The organism is Psychrobacter sp. M9-54-1 (genome assembly GCF_016613355.1).
Lineage (GTDB): Bacteria > Pseudomonadota > Gammaproteobacteria > Pseudomonadales > Moraxellaceae > Psychrobacter > Psychrobacter faecalis.
Genome location: NZ_JADGFW010000011.1, coordinates 34,456 through 52,811 on the forward strand (window position 1 = coordinate 34,456; position 18,356 = coordinate 52,811).

Consider the following 18,356-nt stretch of genomic DNA (forward strand, 5'->3'; position numbering starts at 1 on the left):
TGTATGTATGCATTTGACTACATTGAAGTGCGCTAAGTCGAACCTTATGGGGGTGGGTTTGCGCGATTATATGACTATATTCTGTCATGCATAATCGTTCTAACATCACTCAAAAGGCTTTCTGTTGATGATAGTTAATCGATATAACTCGGTTATGAGTGAAGCGATAATTGAATCAGAATGGTCAAAGTTGCTGCTAGTAACTTTATAAATTTTGGAGTACTTTTAATGTTAAATGAGACGAGGGGAGGTTTAGCCATGCGGAAGGTATTTATTGCTGCGGGTTATATGTTAATAGCTTTGAAACTAATATGCACACCAGCACAGGCTAACTCTGATGGAGATTATAGGGAGTCAGTACAAATGCAACAGTATGAAGAGGAGGAGGATCTTAGTGTTTTTGAGCTGATACTAATAATAGCGTGTGTCGTGGGAGTTTCGCATTGGCTCAGGTTTAAGTAAGATTAATAAAATATAACTATTGTCTATAATTGTTAGACATGTGACGAGTATGGCGGATATACTTCCTGTATTAAAACAGTACTGGAATAGGACTAGTCATGGATAGCATCATAATTTTTGGCCTTTGCTTAGCAGCGTTAGTTGTTATCGTTGCATCGTTCTGGTATTTATTCCAAACCGTTCGAATTATGTGGGGTTACAGCTCTATATTAGCGATTGCCGCGGTACTTTTCAGTCCGCTCGTTCACATTGTTTTTTATTTTATTCCTAAAGATGATTTTGATCAGTATGAAAGAAGTCTATTCAAAAAGTACTTTTTATCTATTGCTGCCCTAGCTATATTAGGGGTCGTTGTGTCTATCGTCATACCTTCTATCATCGGACAAGACCAAGCTGGCGAGATGACGGGTGAGGTTGATACTAGCCAGCCTTGGGATTGGGACATACGTGCGGAGAATCAAGAAGAGGTACTAGCATTAGCGGCCGTTGACACTAACGATGAGAATGCTGAAAGACTACATTACGAAGCTATTTATCAAGCTCATCCTGATGTTGAAAGTGTTATGGAGAGCCCTGAATTTGAGTCATGGCTGCAAGGTAAGCCGGCAGCAGAGCAAGATGATGTTTCGAGAATTTTAAATGAAGGTACAGCAGCAGAAGTAATATATGTTTTTAGTACTTTCAAAAAAGACTTAAAGAATTATAGAGATTATGAATATCAAGCTAAACGTGATAATGCACAGGCTTTGGCTCAAAGGGATTATCAAGAAAAACAAAGTCGTGAACTAGAAGCTATTAAAGCTCATAATCAAAGAAGTCAGCAAGCACAGTATCAGCAGTCGCAACAACAGCTATCCGCCCAAGCATCACTACCAGCCCAAGGAGCTAGCACTGAACGTCAGTTAAGCTACGATGAAAAGCTTGAACGCGAAAGAATAAAAGCTTTAATCAGCCAACCCATTAAAGGGTCTAAAGGCCTCACAGCATCACAAACAGAACAGTTAGTAGCTTTAGAACAAGCTCCGGCGCCAACTGTGAGACGTGGTTACAACGAGCGATTAGAGTATGAGAGAGAAAAAGCTAGGATAAGGGAGCCTGCTAAAGGGTCGAATGGAGAGTTAACACGTGCTCAAAGAGATGCATTAGTTGCGCTGGAAACAGGCCAGCCTATACCATCACGCTAATCAATATTGAATAATGTGTTTAAGCACCCTATACCAATAAAAAAGCCCTACATTATTATGTGGGGCTTTTATTTATGGCTGGCTAGTATAAATACTTTATCTCTATACGCACCAGCAGAGATATCTTAAAGCCATGGTTATCACACGTTCACCCTCATGGGGAACGTGTGATATTGATAAATAGAATAGATGTAGCGTTACGCGTGAACATTACTTGCTAGCGCTTCCTGTAATTCTCTAACCTGTCTACGCAATGCCTTCATTTGACGCTTACTTTCTGCTATTGCGGCAGTTGTTATATGACCTGCTTGGATATTGCTCATCTGGATGGCTTCATACATAAAATACTCACCAATCTTTCTTGCCTCGCAGGGCGTGAGTTTTATAACAATATCACCAGCCTTGTCAGCTATCTCTAAGCTAACAGTGCCGTCATTTAGCGTGGTCTTACTAATGATACGTGATGCTGGATGCTGAATCACTGGCACATAAACACCACTCACTACTCTATCGAGCAAGCCTTCTTCTTCGAGTATCGATAAGCTCTCTGTTATACTGATTCTTTTTAAGTTAAGCACTGCCTCCAAGGTTATGCGTGACACGACCTGCCGCTGATTATGCAAATCAATAGCGGCCTCTAATACCATCTGTTTATTCGTCATCTGCATGTGATTCATCCTCAAATTAATATATAATTAATATGCGATAACATTGCCTTGTTACTTGCCAGCCAAAGCACTCATGCGACCAACATGAGTGCTTTTTATTATTCTAATCAGTAGGCTTCATAGTGAGAGCTACTATAATATTAATACTCATAACTGCTCATAACTGCTCATAACTGCTCATTAACTCCCGTAATCCGGTATCTCGTCCAAGTCGCCCATCATTGGTATGTAATTGGTGAAGCGCGCGTATTGCCCTTCAAAACCTAACCTGACGGTGCCAGTTGGTCCGTTTCTGCTTTTGGCCAAGATGATCTCAGCTGAACCATCAAGCTTGGCACTACCGCCTTTCTCTTTTTGCTCGTAGTAATCGTTACGGTAAATGAAAGTGATAAGGTCAGCGTCTTGCTCAATCGTTCCTGAATCACGCAAGTCGGACATGATAGGCCGCTTATTAGGGCGCTTTTCAACGTCACGGCTTAACTGTGATAGCAAAAATACGGGGCAACCAAACTCATGACCCAATGCTTTTAGCGTGCGAGTGACTCTGCCAATATTATCAATCTTGTATTGCCCATCAAGCCCGCCCATTATCTGCAGGTAATCGATACCAATGGCTGATAACTTTCCACCACCTTCACGCTTAATGCGGTTCAAGTGAGTGCGTATCTTCGCAATGGTGATATCTTTTTCATCCACGATGGTTAGCGGCATACTTTCCTGGTCTGATATAAAGCGCTGCATTCGGGCCCATTCATCGGTGCTCAACTGACCTTTTCTGATAGAGGTAAGCTCAACCTGAGCCTCAGCGCTTGCCAGCCTGTCCATGACCTGCTCAGATGGCATCTCTACGCTAAAGAATACAGCTTCACCTTCTCGGTACTTGGCGATATAGGTAAGCCAATTCATAACCAATGCAGTCTTACCCATTGAAGGGCGAGCGGCGACCACAACTAGGTTACCAGCATCAATCATCATCAAGTTATCAAGCTCAGGGAACCCAGTAGAAATGAAGTTATTAACACCATCTTTTGCCGCTGCAATACGCTCAATCATTCCACCCATGAGGTCGCCTACTCGAGCACAGCTGTTGTCGGTATCACCCACTTCAAGATTGGCAATGGCGCTCATAACCTCGTTATTAATCTCAATCGTCTGATTGTCACCTTCCTCAAGCTTCTGTATGCCATACATCATCTGGGCAATGGACTGGCGGCGAATGGAGCGGCTTTTGACCAACTGGGCATGGTTGCGCAAACTACTGGATGTAATATTTGGCACCAAACTCATTTGGGCAAAGTAACCAGGCGGGCAGCAATCCTCATTGAGCTGATTGCGCTCTTCAAGCAAGTCCATCACCATGACCTGATCGTAAGGCTTGCCGCTCATGGCTAAGTCACTGACTGCCTGATAGATAGCGCGATGCCTTTCAGCCTCGAAGTCCTCAGCAATAATAACGTCGCTGACCATATCGAATGCACCATCTCTGCCCAGCAGCTGATTAAGTACGCATTGCTCAACCTGAATAAATCTCTTTTGGTCCTCAATCATTGGGCAGCTCCTGCAATCTGAATGTCTGACATTTTGGTTCTGTAGCTACCCCAATCGCAATGCGTCACCAATAGGTTTTGCTGTAAGCGGTCCCATGCTCTATCGCCCAAATATTCACGCAAGGCCCTGATGTCCATATTGGTTGTTATGACGGTTGGTGCTCGGTTGTAGCGCAAGGCGATTATCTGAGCAATACGCGCACGGTCTTTGTCGTGGCCGTCACCGGCGCCCAAGTCGTCGATGATTAGTAGCTCATTGGACACAAGCTCCTGAAGGTAATCATATTCACTAACCTGATAATTTCCCCAATGACCTCTTGCCTGCGCACCAATGTCAAAAGACGTTATCAGCTCGCAAGTGTGATCATAAAAATCTTGTTGGTTGTAGCTCTTAAACTCGCTTGGCAATGACCGCTCTTTGACCAAGTAATGATTAACCGCAATAGCATTGGCCAACATTGTTTTCCCCGTGCCGGTAGGACCAAGGATAACGACATTACGTGAACGACTATCGATGGTTTTGCTGTACTGCTGTAGCTGTGCGATTTTGGCGCGCTGGTCTTCGCCTTTCGCTGGGTCGTACTCCCAATCGCTAAAACGTCCCATATTCGCGCTCACGCCCTTGGCTTTCATTTTGGCTAGCATTAGCGCTCTCATGATGCCGCGGTCAGTCTTTAGGCGCTCTTCGTTGGCAAGTACGCGCTTTTCTTCACTACACTGACAGCAATCAACTTGACCTCTTATATCCCTGTGCTTTGTCTGACCATGGATAGTGCAATCAGCCAATATCTCACGGATAACCATAGCCCCTAACTCAATCCGCGATAATTCTTTAATAATTTCCATAAGGCGCTCCTGTTCCGCTAGATAGTCCATCCAAAGGGTCATAATTCGGATCTTCATACTTTGCATTTACATTCATGCTACTGTAAGAAGGTTTCGACTGTTGATTGGTACCTGGTTCATCAACAATGATGTCGTCTAGCCAGCCCTTATTATTCAAATAAGTGTATGGGTCTTTGCGAAACTTCTTCACTGGTGTTGAAGCAACGTATGCCGGCAAGTGCTGCATAATCTCTTCACGTACCTTGTCACTAAGAGACTTCCACTTGGCCTCGCATTTATCTTTAGCTACTGACTTGGCATAGGTCTTCCAAAAAACATCAAAAGGAATATTTAGGACTTTTTCACCATCGTCATTAGAGTTAGTTAATGGTTTATGGTTAATAGTTATTGGTTTATGGTTAGCATTGCCTTCGCTATGCGTTCGCATTGCGTTCGAATCATTATCGCTTGAAGCCTTGTCTTTACTAGCTTTTGAGTCTTTTTTCTTCCATCTGGCATTAGCAGATTTACGCGCTTTTTCTGATTTTTCTTGATATTTGGCTATTTCTTGCTCAGCTCTGTCGTTGATATAACCATCTTCTGTGAGTTCGAAGAAGTAACGCAAAACCACCGCAATGCTGTCGCTATGCGTTCGCATATTGATAAGCATAGCAATCTCATCTATGTCAGCCGGAAGAGGTGACTCATTGAGGTATTGATAATCAAGCATACGCCTGTAAGCCAAATCTTGCAGAGGCTCCAAAAAATTGGTCTTGCTCATATAGTCTTTTGGGTGAAATGTGTAGTAGTGCATTACATACCCCCTGCTTGGCTGAGCGTCAAAAACCATGCTGACGTAGATTTATCAGCTCGGACAGGTGCAATCTTGCAGACAGTTATGCTATTATCATTCTCGTGGTGTTTAACCACTGATCTGAATGGTGTTTGCTTGCCTGCTAGTCCTTGCCGTGGAATTAGCACGAAAGTATTTATCAGTACCAAGAAGCCTGAGCTTATCGCTCGGGCTTTTTTATAGGCGTTCGTTTTATGCAGTAGGGTAGTCATCGCTCCCTCCCTGCCGGTTTATTTGTTTAAGATATTGCTTGGAAGGCTGACGAGTAGCGCGATACTTCTTGTAGTAACTTTTACGCTTTGCATGACGGCGGCTTTGCTTGGATGGGTAGCTATTTTTCATAATGCCACCTCCGGCTCTTTCTTAAGACCAGCCAAATCATCTTCTGAATAATGATGGAAGTCTTGCGCTAGATATTGTCCGAGGTCGGCAAGTTTTTGAGCTTTGTATGTATCACCACTTTCAAGGTCATTCTTGATAGTAGTGAATAAAGCGTCAAACCATGAAAGGCGCTGCATTTCAACTTCTTTGGCGTTTATCAAGTCGTTAGCTAGTTTATTAATACTCATGCTGACACCTCAGTACCAAAGGTGGTTTGAGCCAATGATTTATTGATGGTGTTCAATCTACTACTAAGTAAGTCGGCCCATGTGTCAGTAGAATCATGCGACAAGCGTGCCATTGATGCTGCTTGGCTTGGCGTCATCTTCTCTTGATATATCATCCATAACAGCATGCCAACATCATTCAATAAGCCAATAGCGCCGCCGATATCACAAGCAGTGTCCGATAGCTCGACTGAAGATATTAAAATAACCTCATCGTCATCAGCTTCGGTAATATCGATTACTTTGCGTTGGCTTGATTGGGTGGTAGAGGCGTTGCTATATAGAGTAGCAATCGCTTGGCGGTTAGATGGTGTGTCGTGAAATAGGTTTGGCCTATAGTCACCTGTTTCTGTGTCAGACGCTGGGACAAAATAGCCTTGTTCGTCGTAATAGAAATAGCTGCCATCGTGAGTAAGTGATAATAAATCACGTTGGCCATATTGGTCAGCTATGAGAGTAAACGGCTCGCTACTTAATGACGGGCACAGAACAACATCACCAATAGCAAAGATAGCTTGTTTGGTAGCTAGTGTAGGGGTGGTAGTTTTTGAGGTCGTGCGAATTGAATTACCCATGATGGATAGCTCCTGAACAATTAGTTAGTTTGTTGCCACCCAAAAAAAGGGTGACAGGTTATTAACTACCGTGTTCAGACGGCGGGGCTTATTTCCCACAAGGGGTCTTTTATTCGGCCCACTTAACCCGTCATAGATGTTCGCACCGATGGTATCGGTACTATATTTATGACTTGTCTGCAGTGCAGAAATATTCGTATTTATGTCATTGGTAAATCGCTGATAGTTAGTCAGACAAATTTTGGACATAAAAATAGCCAGGGAATGACGGTTTGGCTTTACCGCTGAACAATTAGTAGTAGGGCTATAGTAACGCTTGTCATCATGACTTGTAAAGCCCTGTTTTTCACTATTGCTAAAATCAAATAAATGGGTAATGACCGGTGTTACAACAGAAAATGAAATGCTCAAACTTGCATGCTCTTTAACAGAGCGCTTCACCTGAGCGACTGAACTCGAAACATTAGCAATTAAACTCAAATTATTACTATTAAGACTCGAATTTGAGTATTTACAGTCGTAATTTGAGCCATGATAAGGTCTTAGGTTGGTTTTGATGTTATTAGTCATGAGCAAGCAACTCCCCTATGCTTTTGCCTATTTCAGTAAGTTGCACTGATTCTGCCCTGACGCCTCTATGCATGTAGGTGTTAGTAAGCTGCGCTATTATCGCTATCGTGCCTACGACGTTAGCATTGCCATCGATAGACTGCTTTAGGTGCTTAAGGTAACGTCGATCCAGCCATGTACCGCCAATACAAGAGTTATTGGAGTTGGTTGTTGCTAGCGTTAAGCTCATGGCGATATACGTAACATCCGTTGAGCAATCATTCATCTTGTCCGCATTTTTGCTATCCGGGTGTTTTACATGATACGCCAGTGTTTCCAGCACTTTGGATCTGATGGTTAGGGCCCTCGATAGGTTATCAACAAAATCGTGTGTTACCCATACGCCATCATCTGCATTTACGGCCGCTAAAGCATCATGCTTGGCACGATGCTCCTTTGTTGCTTCGTTTATGCTGGCTAGAATGCCGTCATCTTTGTTGGTGGTACTACAACCCGTTCCGTGAGTATCGGCAGGCTTATTGACCTGACCACTCACGTACCGGGTACGCTCTTCCTTGTTGATATTGTTAAATTTAGACACGGTCCTTCTCCTCGATCCAATAGAGCTCAAAGCGCTTACCATTTTTAGTGACAGACTTACCTTGTATTTTCACGCCTGCCCTCCGTAATTCATGGACACGCTGAGCAAGGCATGTAATTTGATAGAGCTCGTAAGAATCCCACTTTGATATGGGTGCGCCAGTCATGAGATGGGCTTTGATAGTGTCTGTTTGGGTCGCTGTTACTGCCTGCCGTGGAGTAATCATAGTTATGCCTCGCTACTGGCAGCTTGGCTATGACTATCTAACCATTCGTTTATTTCAGATAAGCGCCAAACGCTGGCATGACCAATCTTTATTGGAGCCGGGAACTGGTCGTTTTTAATTAGATGATAGATGTGTTTAATAGAGAAGCCGGTAATGCCGCGTGTAGCAGGCTTAGCGGTGACGGTGCGCCGTTGGCCTGATCGGGTGATATAAGTCTTGGCTTTGCGCTCGGGTTGATTGGCAAGGTCTGCCATTCTTAGGTATTGATCGACTAACGTCATGGTAGTTCACCTCTTCGCATTTAAAGTAATGGGCGGTAACGCCCTGCTGTGAGGTGAATGTTAAGTGATGGCATCGGCTATCATGCAAGTGCTATTGATATGATGTTATGGCAATAATATTGCTGTCAGGGCTAATACTATTGCTGTGAGGGCATTAAAAAACCCTTGATACACAAGGGTTCATTGACCTTATAGCAATAGATTAAAAATTTAACTACCTTTTAAATTTTCCACCACTTCGTGCATCGCTATGACGGCAAACTTTATCAATATTTAATGCTAAAGCGTATGATATACCATCAAAGTTATCTGTTATCCATTCAGTAATAGTGCTTTGTTTAGGTGCTGGCTGTTCAGAATCGTAATTAATCCAAAACTCTTTTATAACAGCATCCATTACTTCTATACCTGGGGTAGTGTATAGACGTTTATTAGTTTTAGCTTGTTCTAGCTTATTTTTAAGGTCTTCAACTTTATTGTTAGCGGTCGCCAGCTCCTCAACAATCTGATCATAGGTTTTAATGACGTGTCCTACTGCTGGTAATCCTACCTTGTCATCATCATTCGATATTTTGTCATTAAAGCCTCTGTAAATAAAGTTGTGGTTAGCTAGCCATCTTTTAACTTGTTCAGCTGGAATTCGGTCGGTGTCATCAGGAACCAAGGAGCCGGCATCAATGGCATTGCAAACCATACGATGATGTCTTAGATAGTTAGCGTCGTTATTAATGTAGGCAGGGTTCTCGTCAATAATCAAGCAAGTCATATCTTCTGCAGTGAAGAACGCATAGGTTATTAACAGCCTTTGATTTTCACCTAAGTCATCAGTTCGACTATTACCGTCTAAAGGCTTCGAATAATGACTGGGTAGCTGCCTTTTACTGCTATCTATCTGTTCTGGTACAGCCGTATTATCGTCTGAATTACGTATGTCTGGCAGTTTCGAAAACTCAAAATAAAAGTATTTAAAGGGTTTAAGAACTGTGTCTGAGAAATTTATACCTGATTGACTATCATCTAGGGCATGGTAAATACCTTTTAATACATCAATGGAGGTTGTATAGTCTAAGTCATCGTTTCGTGAGACCAAGAAGTATTTTTTCTTATTATCGTCATATAAGTAAAGTTTAACTTCGTCGAACGAAACATTTTCAAATAGATACTCAAGATTTAACTTTAAAGGTTTTTTTGAGCCAATACCTTTACCTAAATCATTTACATATTTAAGTGCGGAAATATATTGTCGGTTAATTTTTTCAAGCCACGTATCAATTGGATTATCGTCATAATCAAAGTCCAAAAGTAACTCATGGCTATCAGGATTTAAATCAATGCCCTTCATAAAACTAGCATTGAAAACTTCATCTTTCAGAAAATAGGATGCTAGGAACTTATCATTTTTCTCTAGCTCGCTCATGGTATGAAAACGAAAATTATCTACTTCGTCACGTTTAGATATTAAATATGTTATAAAAAATTCGGATGAATACCAATTACCAGAATTTTTGATATAAACCTTAACATTGTCATGACGATCAGATAAACAAAATTTGCCTAAATACTCAATGACCAAGTCATCACTATCTTTAGTATGATTAGAAACTAACTTAATGAATGTTCTAACACTTATATATTTATCGTCTTCTTTTTTTATTAGATCTACTAAGCTCACAGTACACACCCTTACACCCTTAATCATAATAGGAGCAAGGCAGTGACAGTTTAAGGGTGTGAATATCTGTCGTTCGGGAGCAACCCCTAGCCTTGCAATCGGTATCGATAGCGATTGGCGCTATCAAGTTCAGTTTGTCAGTCCAATACTGACGGTATTTATTGAAGCTGTTCTGCAAGTTTCATTAAAACTTCTTTTGATATCCCTTGTGCTTTCAAGCTCTTTATCAGAGCTTCCTTGTCATGCACTGCTATATCAGTCGCTTGTTTATTCCTAATCTGTATTTCTTCTGCTACCTCATCAGGCGTCAATAAATCAAAATTAATAGCCTTGCCATCACGTAAGTCGTCCAAATAGTCAGCCCATTGGTTCATCATTACCTGTCTTTCGAGTAGATGGGCCGATAAGTCATATCGCTTTTTGACGCTTGACTGCTCAAGATGGGCAAGCTGTATTTCTATGATGTTCTCCGGGAACTGCAACTCATATAACCCTGTGCTGGCAAGCTGCCTAAAACCGTGGCCAGTCATCTTGGGGTAGGGGTCACCTGTATAGCCCATTCGTTTTAATGCCTGATTGAACCAACCCTCGCTATATGGCTTGCCGCTTTCAAAGTTGTAGAACACGTAACCTGTTCGTTCTGTCAGTGGTCGCATACGCTCGATAATAGCTACTGCTTGCGGTGACAATGGGATGATATGTTCTTGTCGCATTTTCATCTTGTGTGCCGGTACGCGCCAGACGCTTTTATGATAGTCAATTTCTGACCATTCAAAGAACCTCAGCTCTTTAGTTCTCACGAAACATAGTGTCATGAGCTGCAAGCCAGCCACTGTCTGCTGGTGCCCGTTTGGGTGCTTCTTTATATAGTTATCTATGTTACGTAGTAGTTCGGGGAATTGGTGCTGCTCAACGGCTTTCATGCGCTTAGCTTTGTGAGGTCTTAAGGCTTTATTACGTCCGCTGGCGAGGTTGATAATGTCATAGCCTAGAGTATTGATAGCATGCTCAAAGATGGAGCTGATAAGTCCCATACACTTATGAGCAGTCTCTGACGTGTATTTCCCTTGTTTCTCAAAATCTGCTTGAATATCTAGCCCAGTTTTAATCACATCTTGCGCGGTGATAGCGCCAATAGGGTATGAACCCAAACGTTTTAGAATATGGTTATCTAAAAATCCTTGCAGCTTTTGTACGTTCTTTGATGTGGTTTCTGATTTTTCGTCTAAATAGCTTTTCGCTATGGTTTTAAACAAATCTCTTTGTTCATAGTTATTTTTTAAGTGGTTCTTATGTTCAGTGGGTTCGATACCATCAGCAAGCAATGCTTTGGCTTTATCACGTGCCAGCCGCGCTTGTTTTAATGATATTTCAGGCTTGAACGCTGCATCAGCGTTTTGTTTGCAGGATTTATAAACACCGATTTGATAGGTTCTCTGTTTTGGCTTTATATCTTTATCAGATTGATAACGATAGGTCATTTGCCAAAATAATGTGCCATTGGTGTGTTGGATTAGGTATAGGTTATTACCATCGCCATGACGAGTGATTTTATCTGGCACCGGTTGTTTGGCGATTGCTTTCACGCCAGCGTCGGTTAGCTGATAATCTTTTCTTTTGATCATGACATCACCATGAAGTGTTAAATGTTTTTTAACAACTATTTTAACAACATTGTAGTGGTGCTGCTAGGTAATAGCAAGTAATCTTGTAAGACAGAAAGCTTTGAGACTAAAGGGATAGGAGCTTAGAAGGTAATGTGAGGTTATGTGTAAACATGGGGATTGGTGCGCTCGGCGGGAATCGAACCCACGACCCTCGGCTTCGGAAACCGATACTCTATCCAACTGAGCTACGAGCGCATAATTGATCGACTAAAATCCAATAAACTGATGACGTGTATAACTAAGGGTAATTAGCCGTTATTAGAACGATAAGTGGTCTAAAAATTAAGACCGCTTAGTCTAACAAATAAAAGTCATAAAGCCAATGAATGAAGGCCGCTATTGGCGTTTTTTAAGAAAAAACACCATAGTCGGCAAACAGGCATGGCAATCTACCTGCCTTTTCCCTTATAATGTCAGGGAGAATTCATATTTATAATCACCGATTACAAGCGCGCCCGTATGCGGGATGGCTGTTTGCTATTGATAACTGCTTGGTTATCAAAGGAGGACAAACAGAAGGTCCAAGTCGTGTCGGCCCTTGTATACGCAATAAGAGAACGTGACGAATGAGAAAAGTAGTTATGTTATCGGCAGCTGCCATTCTAGGAATCGCTAGTATTGCTGTGAGCCAAGCCGAAAGTGTTGTAGACACGCCTGTAACCGTATCTGATGTCGCAGAAGGGCAAGAGGTTGTCGATAACTTGCCTGAAAAATTGGGTGACGATACCAAAGCTGCTGCTGATACTACCGATGGCGCTGCAGCTACCGATGAAGCTGCGCAAGCAGACGCGACCGATGCAGATGCACCTGCTGAAGAAGCAACAGCCGCTGCCGCACCTGCCGCTGAAGAAGAGCCTATTCCGCAAGATACGCCACAAGTACAAAAGCTCATCGCTTTGTATCCTAACTTGATTGCTCGTATTCAGCCGGTTGCTAAAATATGCTTCGAAGACGATGAGGTTTGTGATGTTACTGCTCGCTCTGCTGGACCAGCAGCGGGTGATGGCCCTCGTGATGGTAAAGCCGTTTATAACGCCGTATGTCACACTTGTCACGCATCAGGACTACTTGGTTCGCCTATGTTAGGTGATGCTGGTGCTTGGGGTCCACGTATCGCCAAAGGTAAAGATACCTTGTACACGCACGCTATCAATGGCTTTAACGCTATGCCTGCTAAAGGCGGCGCTGATATTCCTGATGAAGAAGTACAAAGCGCAGTGGATTATATGGTTGATGAAGCAAGCTAATTGCCTGTGCCATATGTAAAAAAGCAATAGAAAAAAGTAGGAGACGGTAAAGTAGCTATCGTCTCCTACTTTGCTTTTTTATCATTATTCTCCTTTAACATATAAATATATTGAGAGCACTTTACAGTATTGGGAATAACAGCAGTCATATCTAGAAGCTTATAAAGCGCCTATTTCATTTAATGAGGTAGGCGTTTTTTTGTGGTCGTCGATTGATATTATTAATATCGTGGTTATATCATCCTAACGTTGAAATCTGCGACCGCGAGCCTCACATCTAGACACTAGACTCGTCGTAAGAGACGAGAGCAAATATGAGAGAAACTAACTTTTCCCGAATCGTCTTCTATATTCCTTTATAGATACATCATTATTAAAGAGGTATTCATGTCTGAGGTGCCAGCGCTATCTATTCAGAACCTATCTAAAACCTATGGCAACGGGTTTTCGGCATTAAAAGATGTCAGCTTGACAGTGCCACAAGGTGGATTTTTTGCGCTCCTTGGGCCAAATGGTGCGGGCAAATCAACGATGATTGGTATCATTAGCTCCCTGTTTAAGCCAACGGCGGGTAGTGTGCATATCTTTGGTACTGACTTATTGGCTGAACCTTCAAAAGCCAAACAGTTTTTGGGCGTGGTACCGCAAGAATTTAACTTTAATCAGTTTGAAAAAGTTGAAGATATTTTGATTACTCAAGCCGGCTATTTTGGTATTGCTGCCAAAGAGTCTAAGCCGCGAGCAGAAAAACTGCTCAAAGCATTAGGCTTATGGGATAAGCGCGATAATAAAGCGCGCGAGCTATCGGGCGGTATGAAGCGCCGATTGATGATTGCGCGCGCCTTGATTCATAAACCAAAGCTATTGATACTCGACGAACCAACGGCTGGGGTTGATATCGAGCTGCGCCGCTCGATGTGGGAATTTATGCAGCAGATTAACGTTGAAGAAAATACCACGATTATTTTGACCACCCATTATTTGGAAGAAGCAGAGCAGCTTTGTAAGCGTATCGCTATCTTAGATCACGGTGAGATTCGTATTAATACGGAAATGAAGGATTTACTTGCGCAGTTATCGGTCGAAACTTTTGTCTTTGATTTAGCAACGCCATTGACCAAACAAATTGCTTTAACAGGGGTCACTGACACGCTACAACCCGATGATTTAACGCTTGAAGTGACCCTGACAGAAGGGGAGTCGCTAAACGGTGTCTTTGAGCAGTTGTCTAAGCAAGGCGTTTTGGTCGCCAGTATGCGTAATAAAGCCAACCGTTTAGAAGAGTTGTTTATGCGCTTGGTCGATAAAAGCTTGCATGAACCTTTAAGCTCGTAGGCTGTTTTATTCATAATTTCTCGATTTACCCACATAAATAGACCACTATAAATATAGCAACCATATAGGCAATCTGCGGGCCGTGATAGCGTTTTGATATTAGCCTGTAGACTGCTTAGGAGAGATAACGCATGAACTTCGCACAACGCTGGATTGCTTTTCGCACCCTGCTGATTAAAGAGATTCGCCGCATATTACGCATTTGGCCGCAGACATTATTGCCGCCAGTTATTACGATGAGCCTGTATTTTGTCATCTTTGGTAAAATGATCGGTTCGCGCGTGGGCGAGATGGGCGGTGTGCCATATATGCAGTTTATCGTGCCCGGTTTGATTATGATGGCAATTATCACTAATAGTTACTCGAACGTGGTCTCGAGCTTTTTTAGTGCCAAGTTTCACTCAAGCATTGAGGAGCTGTTGGTATCGCCAATCTCTAAGCACGCTATTTTGACAGGTTATATCAGTGGCGGTATTTTCCGCGGACTGGCGGTTGGGGTCATCGTCTTTATTGTGGCGTTATTTTTTACCAAGCTGGGTATTGAGCACTTATTTATCACCCTATTTACGGTGATTGGCACCTCGGTTTTATTCTCGCTTGGCGGCTTTATCAACGCCGTATTTGCGCGCTCATTTGATGATATTTCTATTATTCCAAGCTTTGTCTTGACGCCGCTGACCTATCTTGGCGGAGTGTTTTATTCGATGGAAAATTTATCACCATTTTGGCAAAATATTTCGCTGTTAAACCCAATCGTTTATATGGTGAACTCTTTCCGCTACGGTATCCTTGGCTATTCTGATGTCAATGTGTGGTATTCGATGGCGGCTATCTTTGCTTTTTGCGTCATTTTTTATATCATCTCTTATCGACTATTAAGTGATGGTTCGCGTATTCGTTTATAAATTGCTGTGAGTATTTATAATCTCTAACATTTTAAATATCATCAGTTTTACTATTAGGAAGTAGCCATGAGTATTCACGGTATTTTGGGCGAACAAACCACTGATTATCCGACTGAGTATAGTCCCGAGACACTCTATCCAATAGCGCGCAATCTAGGGCGCGATGTGATTGGCTGGCAAGATGATAATCTAGCAGTGGGCGTCGATTGGTGGCACGCCTTTGAGCTGTCTTGGTTAAATGCACAAGGTGTTTCGCAAGTGGCTATTGCGCGCTTGGGTATCCCGGCAAGCTCGCCATTTATCGTCGAATCAAAGTCATTAAAACTATATTTAAATAGTATTAACTTTACCGAGTTCGCTAGTTGGGATGAAGTACAAGCGCTGATTGCTAAAGATTTATCGTCATGCGTTCAGGCAAAGGTAACTGTTGAGTTATTTGGCCTAAATGATGACTTGGAAGATGGTTTACATAATGACGTCTCAGACTTGTTGATTGCTCAACCTGAAGGCGTTTGTATTGATGAGGCACTTGCCAATAGCAGCGAGAAAGTCGCGCTAACGGAACATCCTGACGCGTCATTATTAGCAAGTGGTTCAGTAGGTTCTGAAAAAGAAGCTGGTAAAATGCTTAGCTTTTATTCTAACTTGCTGCGGAGTAATTGTCCGGTGACCAATCAGCCAGATTGGGGGACGTTAGCGGTTTCAATTACCAGTGATAAAGCATTTGATGAAGCAAGTATGTTACGTTATATTTTAAGTTTCCGTCAGCATAATGGCTTTCATGAGCAGTGTGTCGAGCAAATATTTGCTGATTTAAGCAAACATTATGAGCCAAGCGAGCTGATGGTGCGCGCGTGGTATACACGTCGCGGCGGTATCGATATCAATCCTTGCCGCGTCAGTGATATAAAGTTATTACCGCAGCCAAGTCGCTTGATTCGCCAGTAAGGTAATAGTCTTATTTAAATTGATTTTGCAGCGTTTGGTTTAAAAAAAGCGCCTATCTGATTCAGATAGGCGCTTTTTTATTGAGCAAGTTTTAGTAAAAACTATTTGCCGCTTACTTTTGCCATCACTTCTTCGCGGCTCAGCATTTGCTTTTCTGTTTCGCGGCGATTGACGTATTCGTATTTGCCTTCAGCCAAGTTACGGTCTGAAACCACGATACGATGCGGAATACCAATCAGTTCAAGGTCAGCAAACTTCACGCCCGGGCGCTCATTACGGTCATCAAGTAGGACGTTAACCCCTTGAGCTTTTAGCTCTTCATACAGCGCGGTCGCCGTCTGCATGACGGTGTCTTCTTTTGACTTCATCGGTATGATAGCGACTTCAAACGGCGCAATTGAATCTTCAATGCTTGGCGTTTGTGGCCACATAATGCCGTTTTCATCGTTGTTCTGCTCGATAGCAGCTGCGATGATACGACTAACGCCAATACCGTAGCAACCCATCATCATGGTCACAGGCTTGCCATCTTCGCCAGAGACAGTCGCATTCATCGCTTGCGAGTATTTATCACCCAACTGGAAGATATGACCGACTTCGATACCGCGTTTGATTTTTAGGCTGCCTTTACCGTCAGGAGAAGGATCGCCTTCTTGTACATTGCGCACATCAACGACGCGGGTAATACTGGCGTCACGCGCCCAGTTCATACCGATGGTATGTTTATTAACTTCATTGGCGCCCGAGACAAAATCTGACAAAGACGCTGCCGAGCGATCGACAAATACGGGCATATCCAAATCAACGCCGATATAACCTTTATGCAAACCAGCGGCTTTAAGCTCTTCATCGGAGGCCATCGTTAGCGGTACATTGGCTTCTTCGATTTTTTCAGCTTTAATGGTATTTAGCTGATGGTCACCGCGTAAGACAATCGCGATTAATTGCGCCTCACCGTCCTCTGTATGACCGTGGACGATTAAGGTTTTTACCGTGGTTTCTAAGGGTACGCCTAGATGCTCAGCAACCATTTTACAGCTGGTCATGTCTTCCGTTAAAACATCTTCTCGCGCCATTTTTGGTGGCTGACGCTCAGCGGTGCTGACCGATTCGGCAAGCTCAACGTTGGCTGCATAATCAGAAATGTCAGAGAAAGCGATATCATCTTCACCGCTGTCTGCCAACACATGAAACTCATGCGACGCAAAACCGCCGATAGAACCGGTATCCGCTTGCACGGCACGGAAATCTAAACCCAAACGGGTAAAGATGCGCGTATAAGCGTCGTACATCTCATGGTAAGTCTTTGCTAAAGATGCTTGGTCAGCGTGGAACGAGTAAGCGTCTTTCATGGTAAATTCACGCGCACGCATCACACCGAAACGCGGACGAATCTCATCACGGAACTTACCTTGGATTTGGAAAAAGGTAATCGGCAACTGCTTATAACTGCGTAGCTCACCTTGAGCAAGGTTGGTGATGACTTCTTCGTGTGTCGGACCCAAGACAAAATCGCGGTCATGACGGTCTTTAAAGCGTAACAGCTCAGGACCATAGTCATTAAAACGCCCGGTCGTTTGCCAAAGCTCGGCAGGCTGGGTCATTGGCATCAGCACCTCTTGAGCGCCGACGTTTTGCATCTCTTCGCGAACGATGCGTTCGACTTTTTGCAACACGCGCAAACCCATCGGCAGCCAGATATACAATCCAGAAGCGATTTTACGAATAAGACCTGCTCTTACCATGAGTTGGCTTGAGGCGATATCAGCGTCGCTGGGCGTTTCTTTTAGCGTGGCAAACAAAAATTGACTGGCTTTCATAAATAAAGCGGAACCTTATCAACGATAAAATAAATAAGAAATAGGAGGATATTTAGCGTGTGCTTTGATGACCGACGCAAGCTTACCTTTTATCACTTGGTAATAGTCTAGGACCTGCCTAGCTAAAAAGTACTGCAACAAGCAGCACGTTATTAGAAAGTGCGTTTATAAAACGCCTTACAAAAAGGGTGAAACTTTTATTTTTGTATGAATACATCCATATCGACAGCGTCATATTTTTGGTAAAAAAGCCAGAAAAATGGGTACATGCCAACATTTTGCTTATACAATCTGACTATGTTAGGTAAAGTTCGCCTAAGACGCAATGACTTTTTGTTGTTTCAGCTTAAACAGTGGCTAAACTCAATAATAATGCTAAAAAC

19 protein-coding genes and 1 tRNA gene are annotated in these 18,356 nt (G+C 42.9%); 5 read left to right on the forward strand and 15 right to left on the reverse strand.

The genetic code is table 11. The annotated features are described in order from the left end of the window. Window positions 1–560 precede the first annotated feature (560 nt). On the forward strand, window positions 561–1,646 hold the full coding sequence (locus IQ457_RS05135) for a hypothetical protein (RefSeq protein WP_200662356.1): 1,086 nt from the start codon (window positions 561–563) through the stop codon (window positions 1,644–1,646). 197 nt (window positions 1,647–1,843) lie between these two features. On the opposite strand, the gene IQ457_RS05140 is transcribed toward IQ457_RS05135, so the two are convergent. The 14 genes from IQ457_RS05140 to IQ457_RS05205 form a co-directional block, all read right to left on the reverse strand. Further along, window positions 1,844–2,314 (reverse strand): hypothetical protein, encoded by a 471-nt coding sequence (locus IQ457_RS05140; protein ID WP_200662357.1) that lies wholly within the window; start codon window positions 2,312–2,314, stop codon window positions 1,844–1,846. A gap of 180 nt (window positions 2,315–2,494) precedes the next feature. Then, the gene (locus tag IQ457_RS05145) at window positions 2,495–3,862 is read right to left on the reverse strand and encodes a replicative DNA helicase (protein WP_200662358.1); all 1,368 of its coding nucleotides are present in this window, start codon (window positions 3,860–3,862) and stop codon (window positions 2,495–2,497) included. Further along, complete coding sequence (locus IQ457_RS05150; protein ID WP_200662359.1) at window positions 3,859–4,707, reverse strand: ATP-binding protein; 849 nt, start codon at window positions 4,705–4,707, stop codon at window positions 3,859–3,861. The genes IQ457_RS05145 and IQ457_RS05150 overlap by 4 nt, the downstream gene beginning before the upstream one ends. Further along, complete coding sequence (locus tag IQ457_RS05155) at window positions 4,694–5,536, reverse strand: YdaU family protein (RefSeq protein ID WP_342343302.1); 843 nt, start codon at window positions 5,534–5,536, stop codon at window positions 4,694–4,696. The genes IQ457_RS05150 and IQ457_RS05155 overlap by 14 nt, the downstream gene beginning before the upstream one ends. Further along, entirely contained in the window at window positions 5,500–5,751 is a 252-nt protein-coding gene (locus IQ457_RS05160) for a hypothetical protein (protein WP_200662361.1), read from the reverse strand. The genes IQ457_RS05155 and IQ457_RS05160 overlap by 37 nt, the downstream gene beginning before the upstream one ends. Window positions 5,752–5,877: 126 nt before the next feature. Continuing rightward, window positions 5,878–6,108 carry a hypothetical protein gene (locus IQ457_RS05165; protein WP_200662362.1) on the reverse strand — a complete coding sequence of 77 codons (231 nt, stop codon included), beginning with the start codon at window positions 6,106–6,108 and terminating at the stop codon, window positions 5,878–5,880. After that, window positions 6,105–6,722, reverse strand: a complete 618-nt coding sequence (locus IQ457_RS05170) for a hypothetical protein (RefSeq protein ID WP_200662363.1) — start codon at window positions 6,720–6,722, stop codon at window positions 6,105–6,107. Before IQ457_RS05170 ends, IQ457_RS05165 begins: the two co-directional genes overlap by 4 nt. 24 nt (window positions 6,723–6,746) lie before the next feature. After that, the gene (locus tag IQ457_RS05175) at window positions 6,747–7,292 is read right to left on the reverse strand and encodes a hypothetical protein (protein WP_200662364.1); all 546 of its coding nucleotides are present in this window, start codon (window positions 7,290–7,292) and stop codon (window positions 6,747–6,749) included. Next, window positions 7,285–7,872, reverse strand: a complete 588-nt coding sequence (locus tag IQ457_RS05180; RefSeq protein WP_200662365.1) for a hypothetical protein — start codon at window positions 7,870–7,872, stop codon at window positions 7,285–7,287. Before IQ457_RS05180 ends, IQ457_RS05175 begins: the two co-directional genes overlap by 8 nt. Continuing rightward, window positions 7,865–8,098 (reverse strand): helix-turn-helix domain-containing protein, encoded by a 234-nt coding sequence (locus IQ457_RS05185; RefSeq protein ID WP_200662366.1) that lies wholly within the window; start codon window positions 8,096–8,098, stop codon window positions 7,865–7,867. Before IQ457_RS05185 ends, IQ457_RS05180 begins: the two co-directional genes overlap by 8 nt. 2 nt (window positions 8,099–8,100) lie before the next feature. After that, window positions 8,101–8,379 carry a helix-turn-helix transcriptional regulator gene (locus IQ457_RS05190; RefSeq protein ID WP_200662367.1) on the reverse strand — a complete coding sequence of 93 codons (279 nt, stop codon included), beginning with the start codon at window positions 8,377–8,379 and terminating at the stop codon, window positions 8,101–8,103. 214 nt (window positions 8,380–8,593) lie between these two features. After that, entirely contained in the window at window positions 8,594–10,051 is a 1,458-nt protein-coding gene (locus IQ457_RS05195) for a hypothetical protein (protein WP_200662368.1), read from the reverse strand. A 158-nt stretch (window positions 10,052–10,209) separates the two neighbouring features. Next, window positions 10,210–11,676 carry a tyrosine-type recombinase/integrase gene (locus tag IQ457_RS05200; RefSeq protein ID WP_200662369.1) on the reverse strand — a complete coding sequence of 489 codons (1,467 nt, stop codon included), beginning with the start codon at window positions 11,674–11,676 and terminating at the stop codon, window positions 10,210–10,212. 160 nt (window positions 11,677–11,836) lie between these two features. Beyond that, window positions 11,837–11,913: transfer RNA gene (locus IQ457_RS05205), tRNA-Arg, on the reverse strand. Window positions 11,914–12,284: 371 nt separating this feature from the next. Here IQ457_RS05205 and IQ457_RS05210 point away from each other — a divergent pair. The 4 genes from IQ457_RS05210 to queF all read left to right on the forward strand — a co-directional run bounded on the left by IQ457_RS05210 (window position 12,285) and on the right by queF (window position 16,153). Further along, window positions 12,285–12,965 carry a c-type cytochrome gene (locus IQ457_RS05210; RefSeq protein WP_200662370.1) on the forward strand — a complete coding sequence of 227 codons (681 nt, stop codon included), beginning with the start codon at window positions 12,285–12,287 and terminating at the stop codon, window positions 12,963–12,965. A 387-nt stretch (window positions 12,966–13,352) separates the two neighbouring features. Further along, window positions 13,353–14,300, forward strand: coding sequence for an ABC transporter ATP-binding protein (locus tag IQ457_RS05215; protein ID WP_068408527.1), 948 nt, complete (start codon window positions 13,353–13,355; stop codon window positions 14,298–14,300). Window positions 14,301–14,431: 131 nt separating this feature from the next. Further along, window positions 14,432–15,205, forward strand: coding sequence for an ABC transporter permease (locus IQ457_RS05220; protein WP_068408525.1), 774 nt, complete (start codon window positions 14,432–14,434; stop codon window positions 15,203–15,205). A gap of 66 nt (window positions 15,206–15,271) precedes the next feature. Next, on the forward strand, window positions 15,272–16,153 hold the full coding sequence (gene queF, locus IQ457_RS05225; RefSeq protein ID WP_200662371.1) for an NADPH-dependent 7-cyano-7-deazaguanine reductase QueF: 882 nt from the start codon (window positions 15,272–15,274) through the stop codon (window positions 16,151–16,153). A gap of 101 nt (window positions 16,154–16,254) precedes the next feature. On the opposite strand, the gene IQ457_RS05230 is transcribed toward queF, so the two are convergent. Continuing rightward, a complete protein-coding gene (locus IQ457_RS05230) occupies window positions 16,255–17,973 on the reverse strand; it encodes a proline--tRNA ligase (RefSeq protein WP_200662372.1) in 1,719 nt (572 codons plus the stop codon). Window positions 17,974–18,356 lie beyond the last annotated feature (383 nt).

Coding starts and splice junctions, on each gene's coding strand:
- IQ457_RS05135 (WP_200662356.1), top strand. CDS start 561: ATGGATAGCATCATAATTTTTGGCCTTTGCTTAGCAGCGTTAGTTGTT.
- IQ457_RS05140 (WP_200662357.1), bottom strand. CDS start 2,314: ATGCAGATGACGAATAAACAGATGGTATTAGAGGCCGCTATTGATTTG.
- IQ457_RS05145 (WP_200662358.1), bottom strand. CDS start 3,862: ATGATTGAGGACCAAAAGAGATTTATTCAGGTTGAGCAATGCGTACTT.
- IQ457_RS05150 (WP_200662359.1), bottom strand. CDS start 4,707: ATGGAAATTATTAAAGAATTATCGCGGATTGAGTTAGGGGCTATGGTT.
- IQ457_RS05155 (WP_342343302.1), bottom strand. CDS start 5,536: ATGGTTTTTGACGCTCAGCCAAGCAGGGGGTATGTAATGCACTACTAC.
- IQ457_RS05160 (WP_200662361.1), bottom strand. CDS start 5,751: ATGACTACCCTACTGCATAAAACGAACGCCTATAAAAAAGCCCGAGCG.
- IQ457_RS05165 (WP_200662362.1), bottom strand. CDS start 6,108: ATGAGTATTAATAAACTAGCTAACGACTTGATAAACGCCAAAGAAGTT.
- IQ457_RS05170 (WP_200662363.1), bottom strand. CDS start 6,722: ATGGGTAATTCAATTCGCACGACCTCAAAAACTACCACCCCTACACTA.
- IQ457_RS05175 (WP_200662364.1), bottom strand. CDS start 7,292: ATGACTAATAACATCAAAACCAACCTAAGACCTTATCATGGCTCAAAT.
- IQ457_RS05185 (WP_200662366.1), bottom strand. CDS start 8,098: ATGATTACTCCACGGCAGGCAGTAACAGCGACCCAAACAGACACTATC.
- IQ457_RS05190 (WP_200662367.1), bottom strand. CDS start 8,379: ATGACGTTAGTCGATCAATACCTAAGAATGGCAGACCTTGCCAATCAA.
- IQ457_RS05200 (WP_200662369.1), bottom strand. CDS start 11,676: ATGATCAAAAGAAAAGATTATCAGCTAACCGACGCTGGCGTGAAAGCA.
- IQ457_RS05210 (WP_200662370.1), top strand. CDS start 12,285: ATGAGAAAAGTAGTTATGTTATCGGCAGCTGCCATTCTAGGAATCGCT.
- IQ457_RS05215 (WP_068408527.1), top strand. CDS start 13,353: ATGTCTGAGGTGCCAGCGCTATCTATTCAGAACCTATCTAAAACCTAT.
- IQ457_RS05220 (WP_068408525.1), top strand. CDS start 14,432: ATGAACTTCGCACAACGCTGGATTGCTTTTCGCACCCTGCTGATTAAA.
- queF (WP_200662371.1), top strand. CDS start 15,272: ATGAGTATTCACGGTATTTTGGGCGAACAAACCACTGATTATCCGACT.
- IQ457_RS05230 (WP_200662372.1), bottom strand. CDS start 17,973: ATGAAAGCCAGTCAATTTTTGTTTGCCACGCTAAAAGAAACGCCCAGC.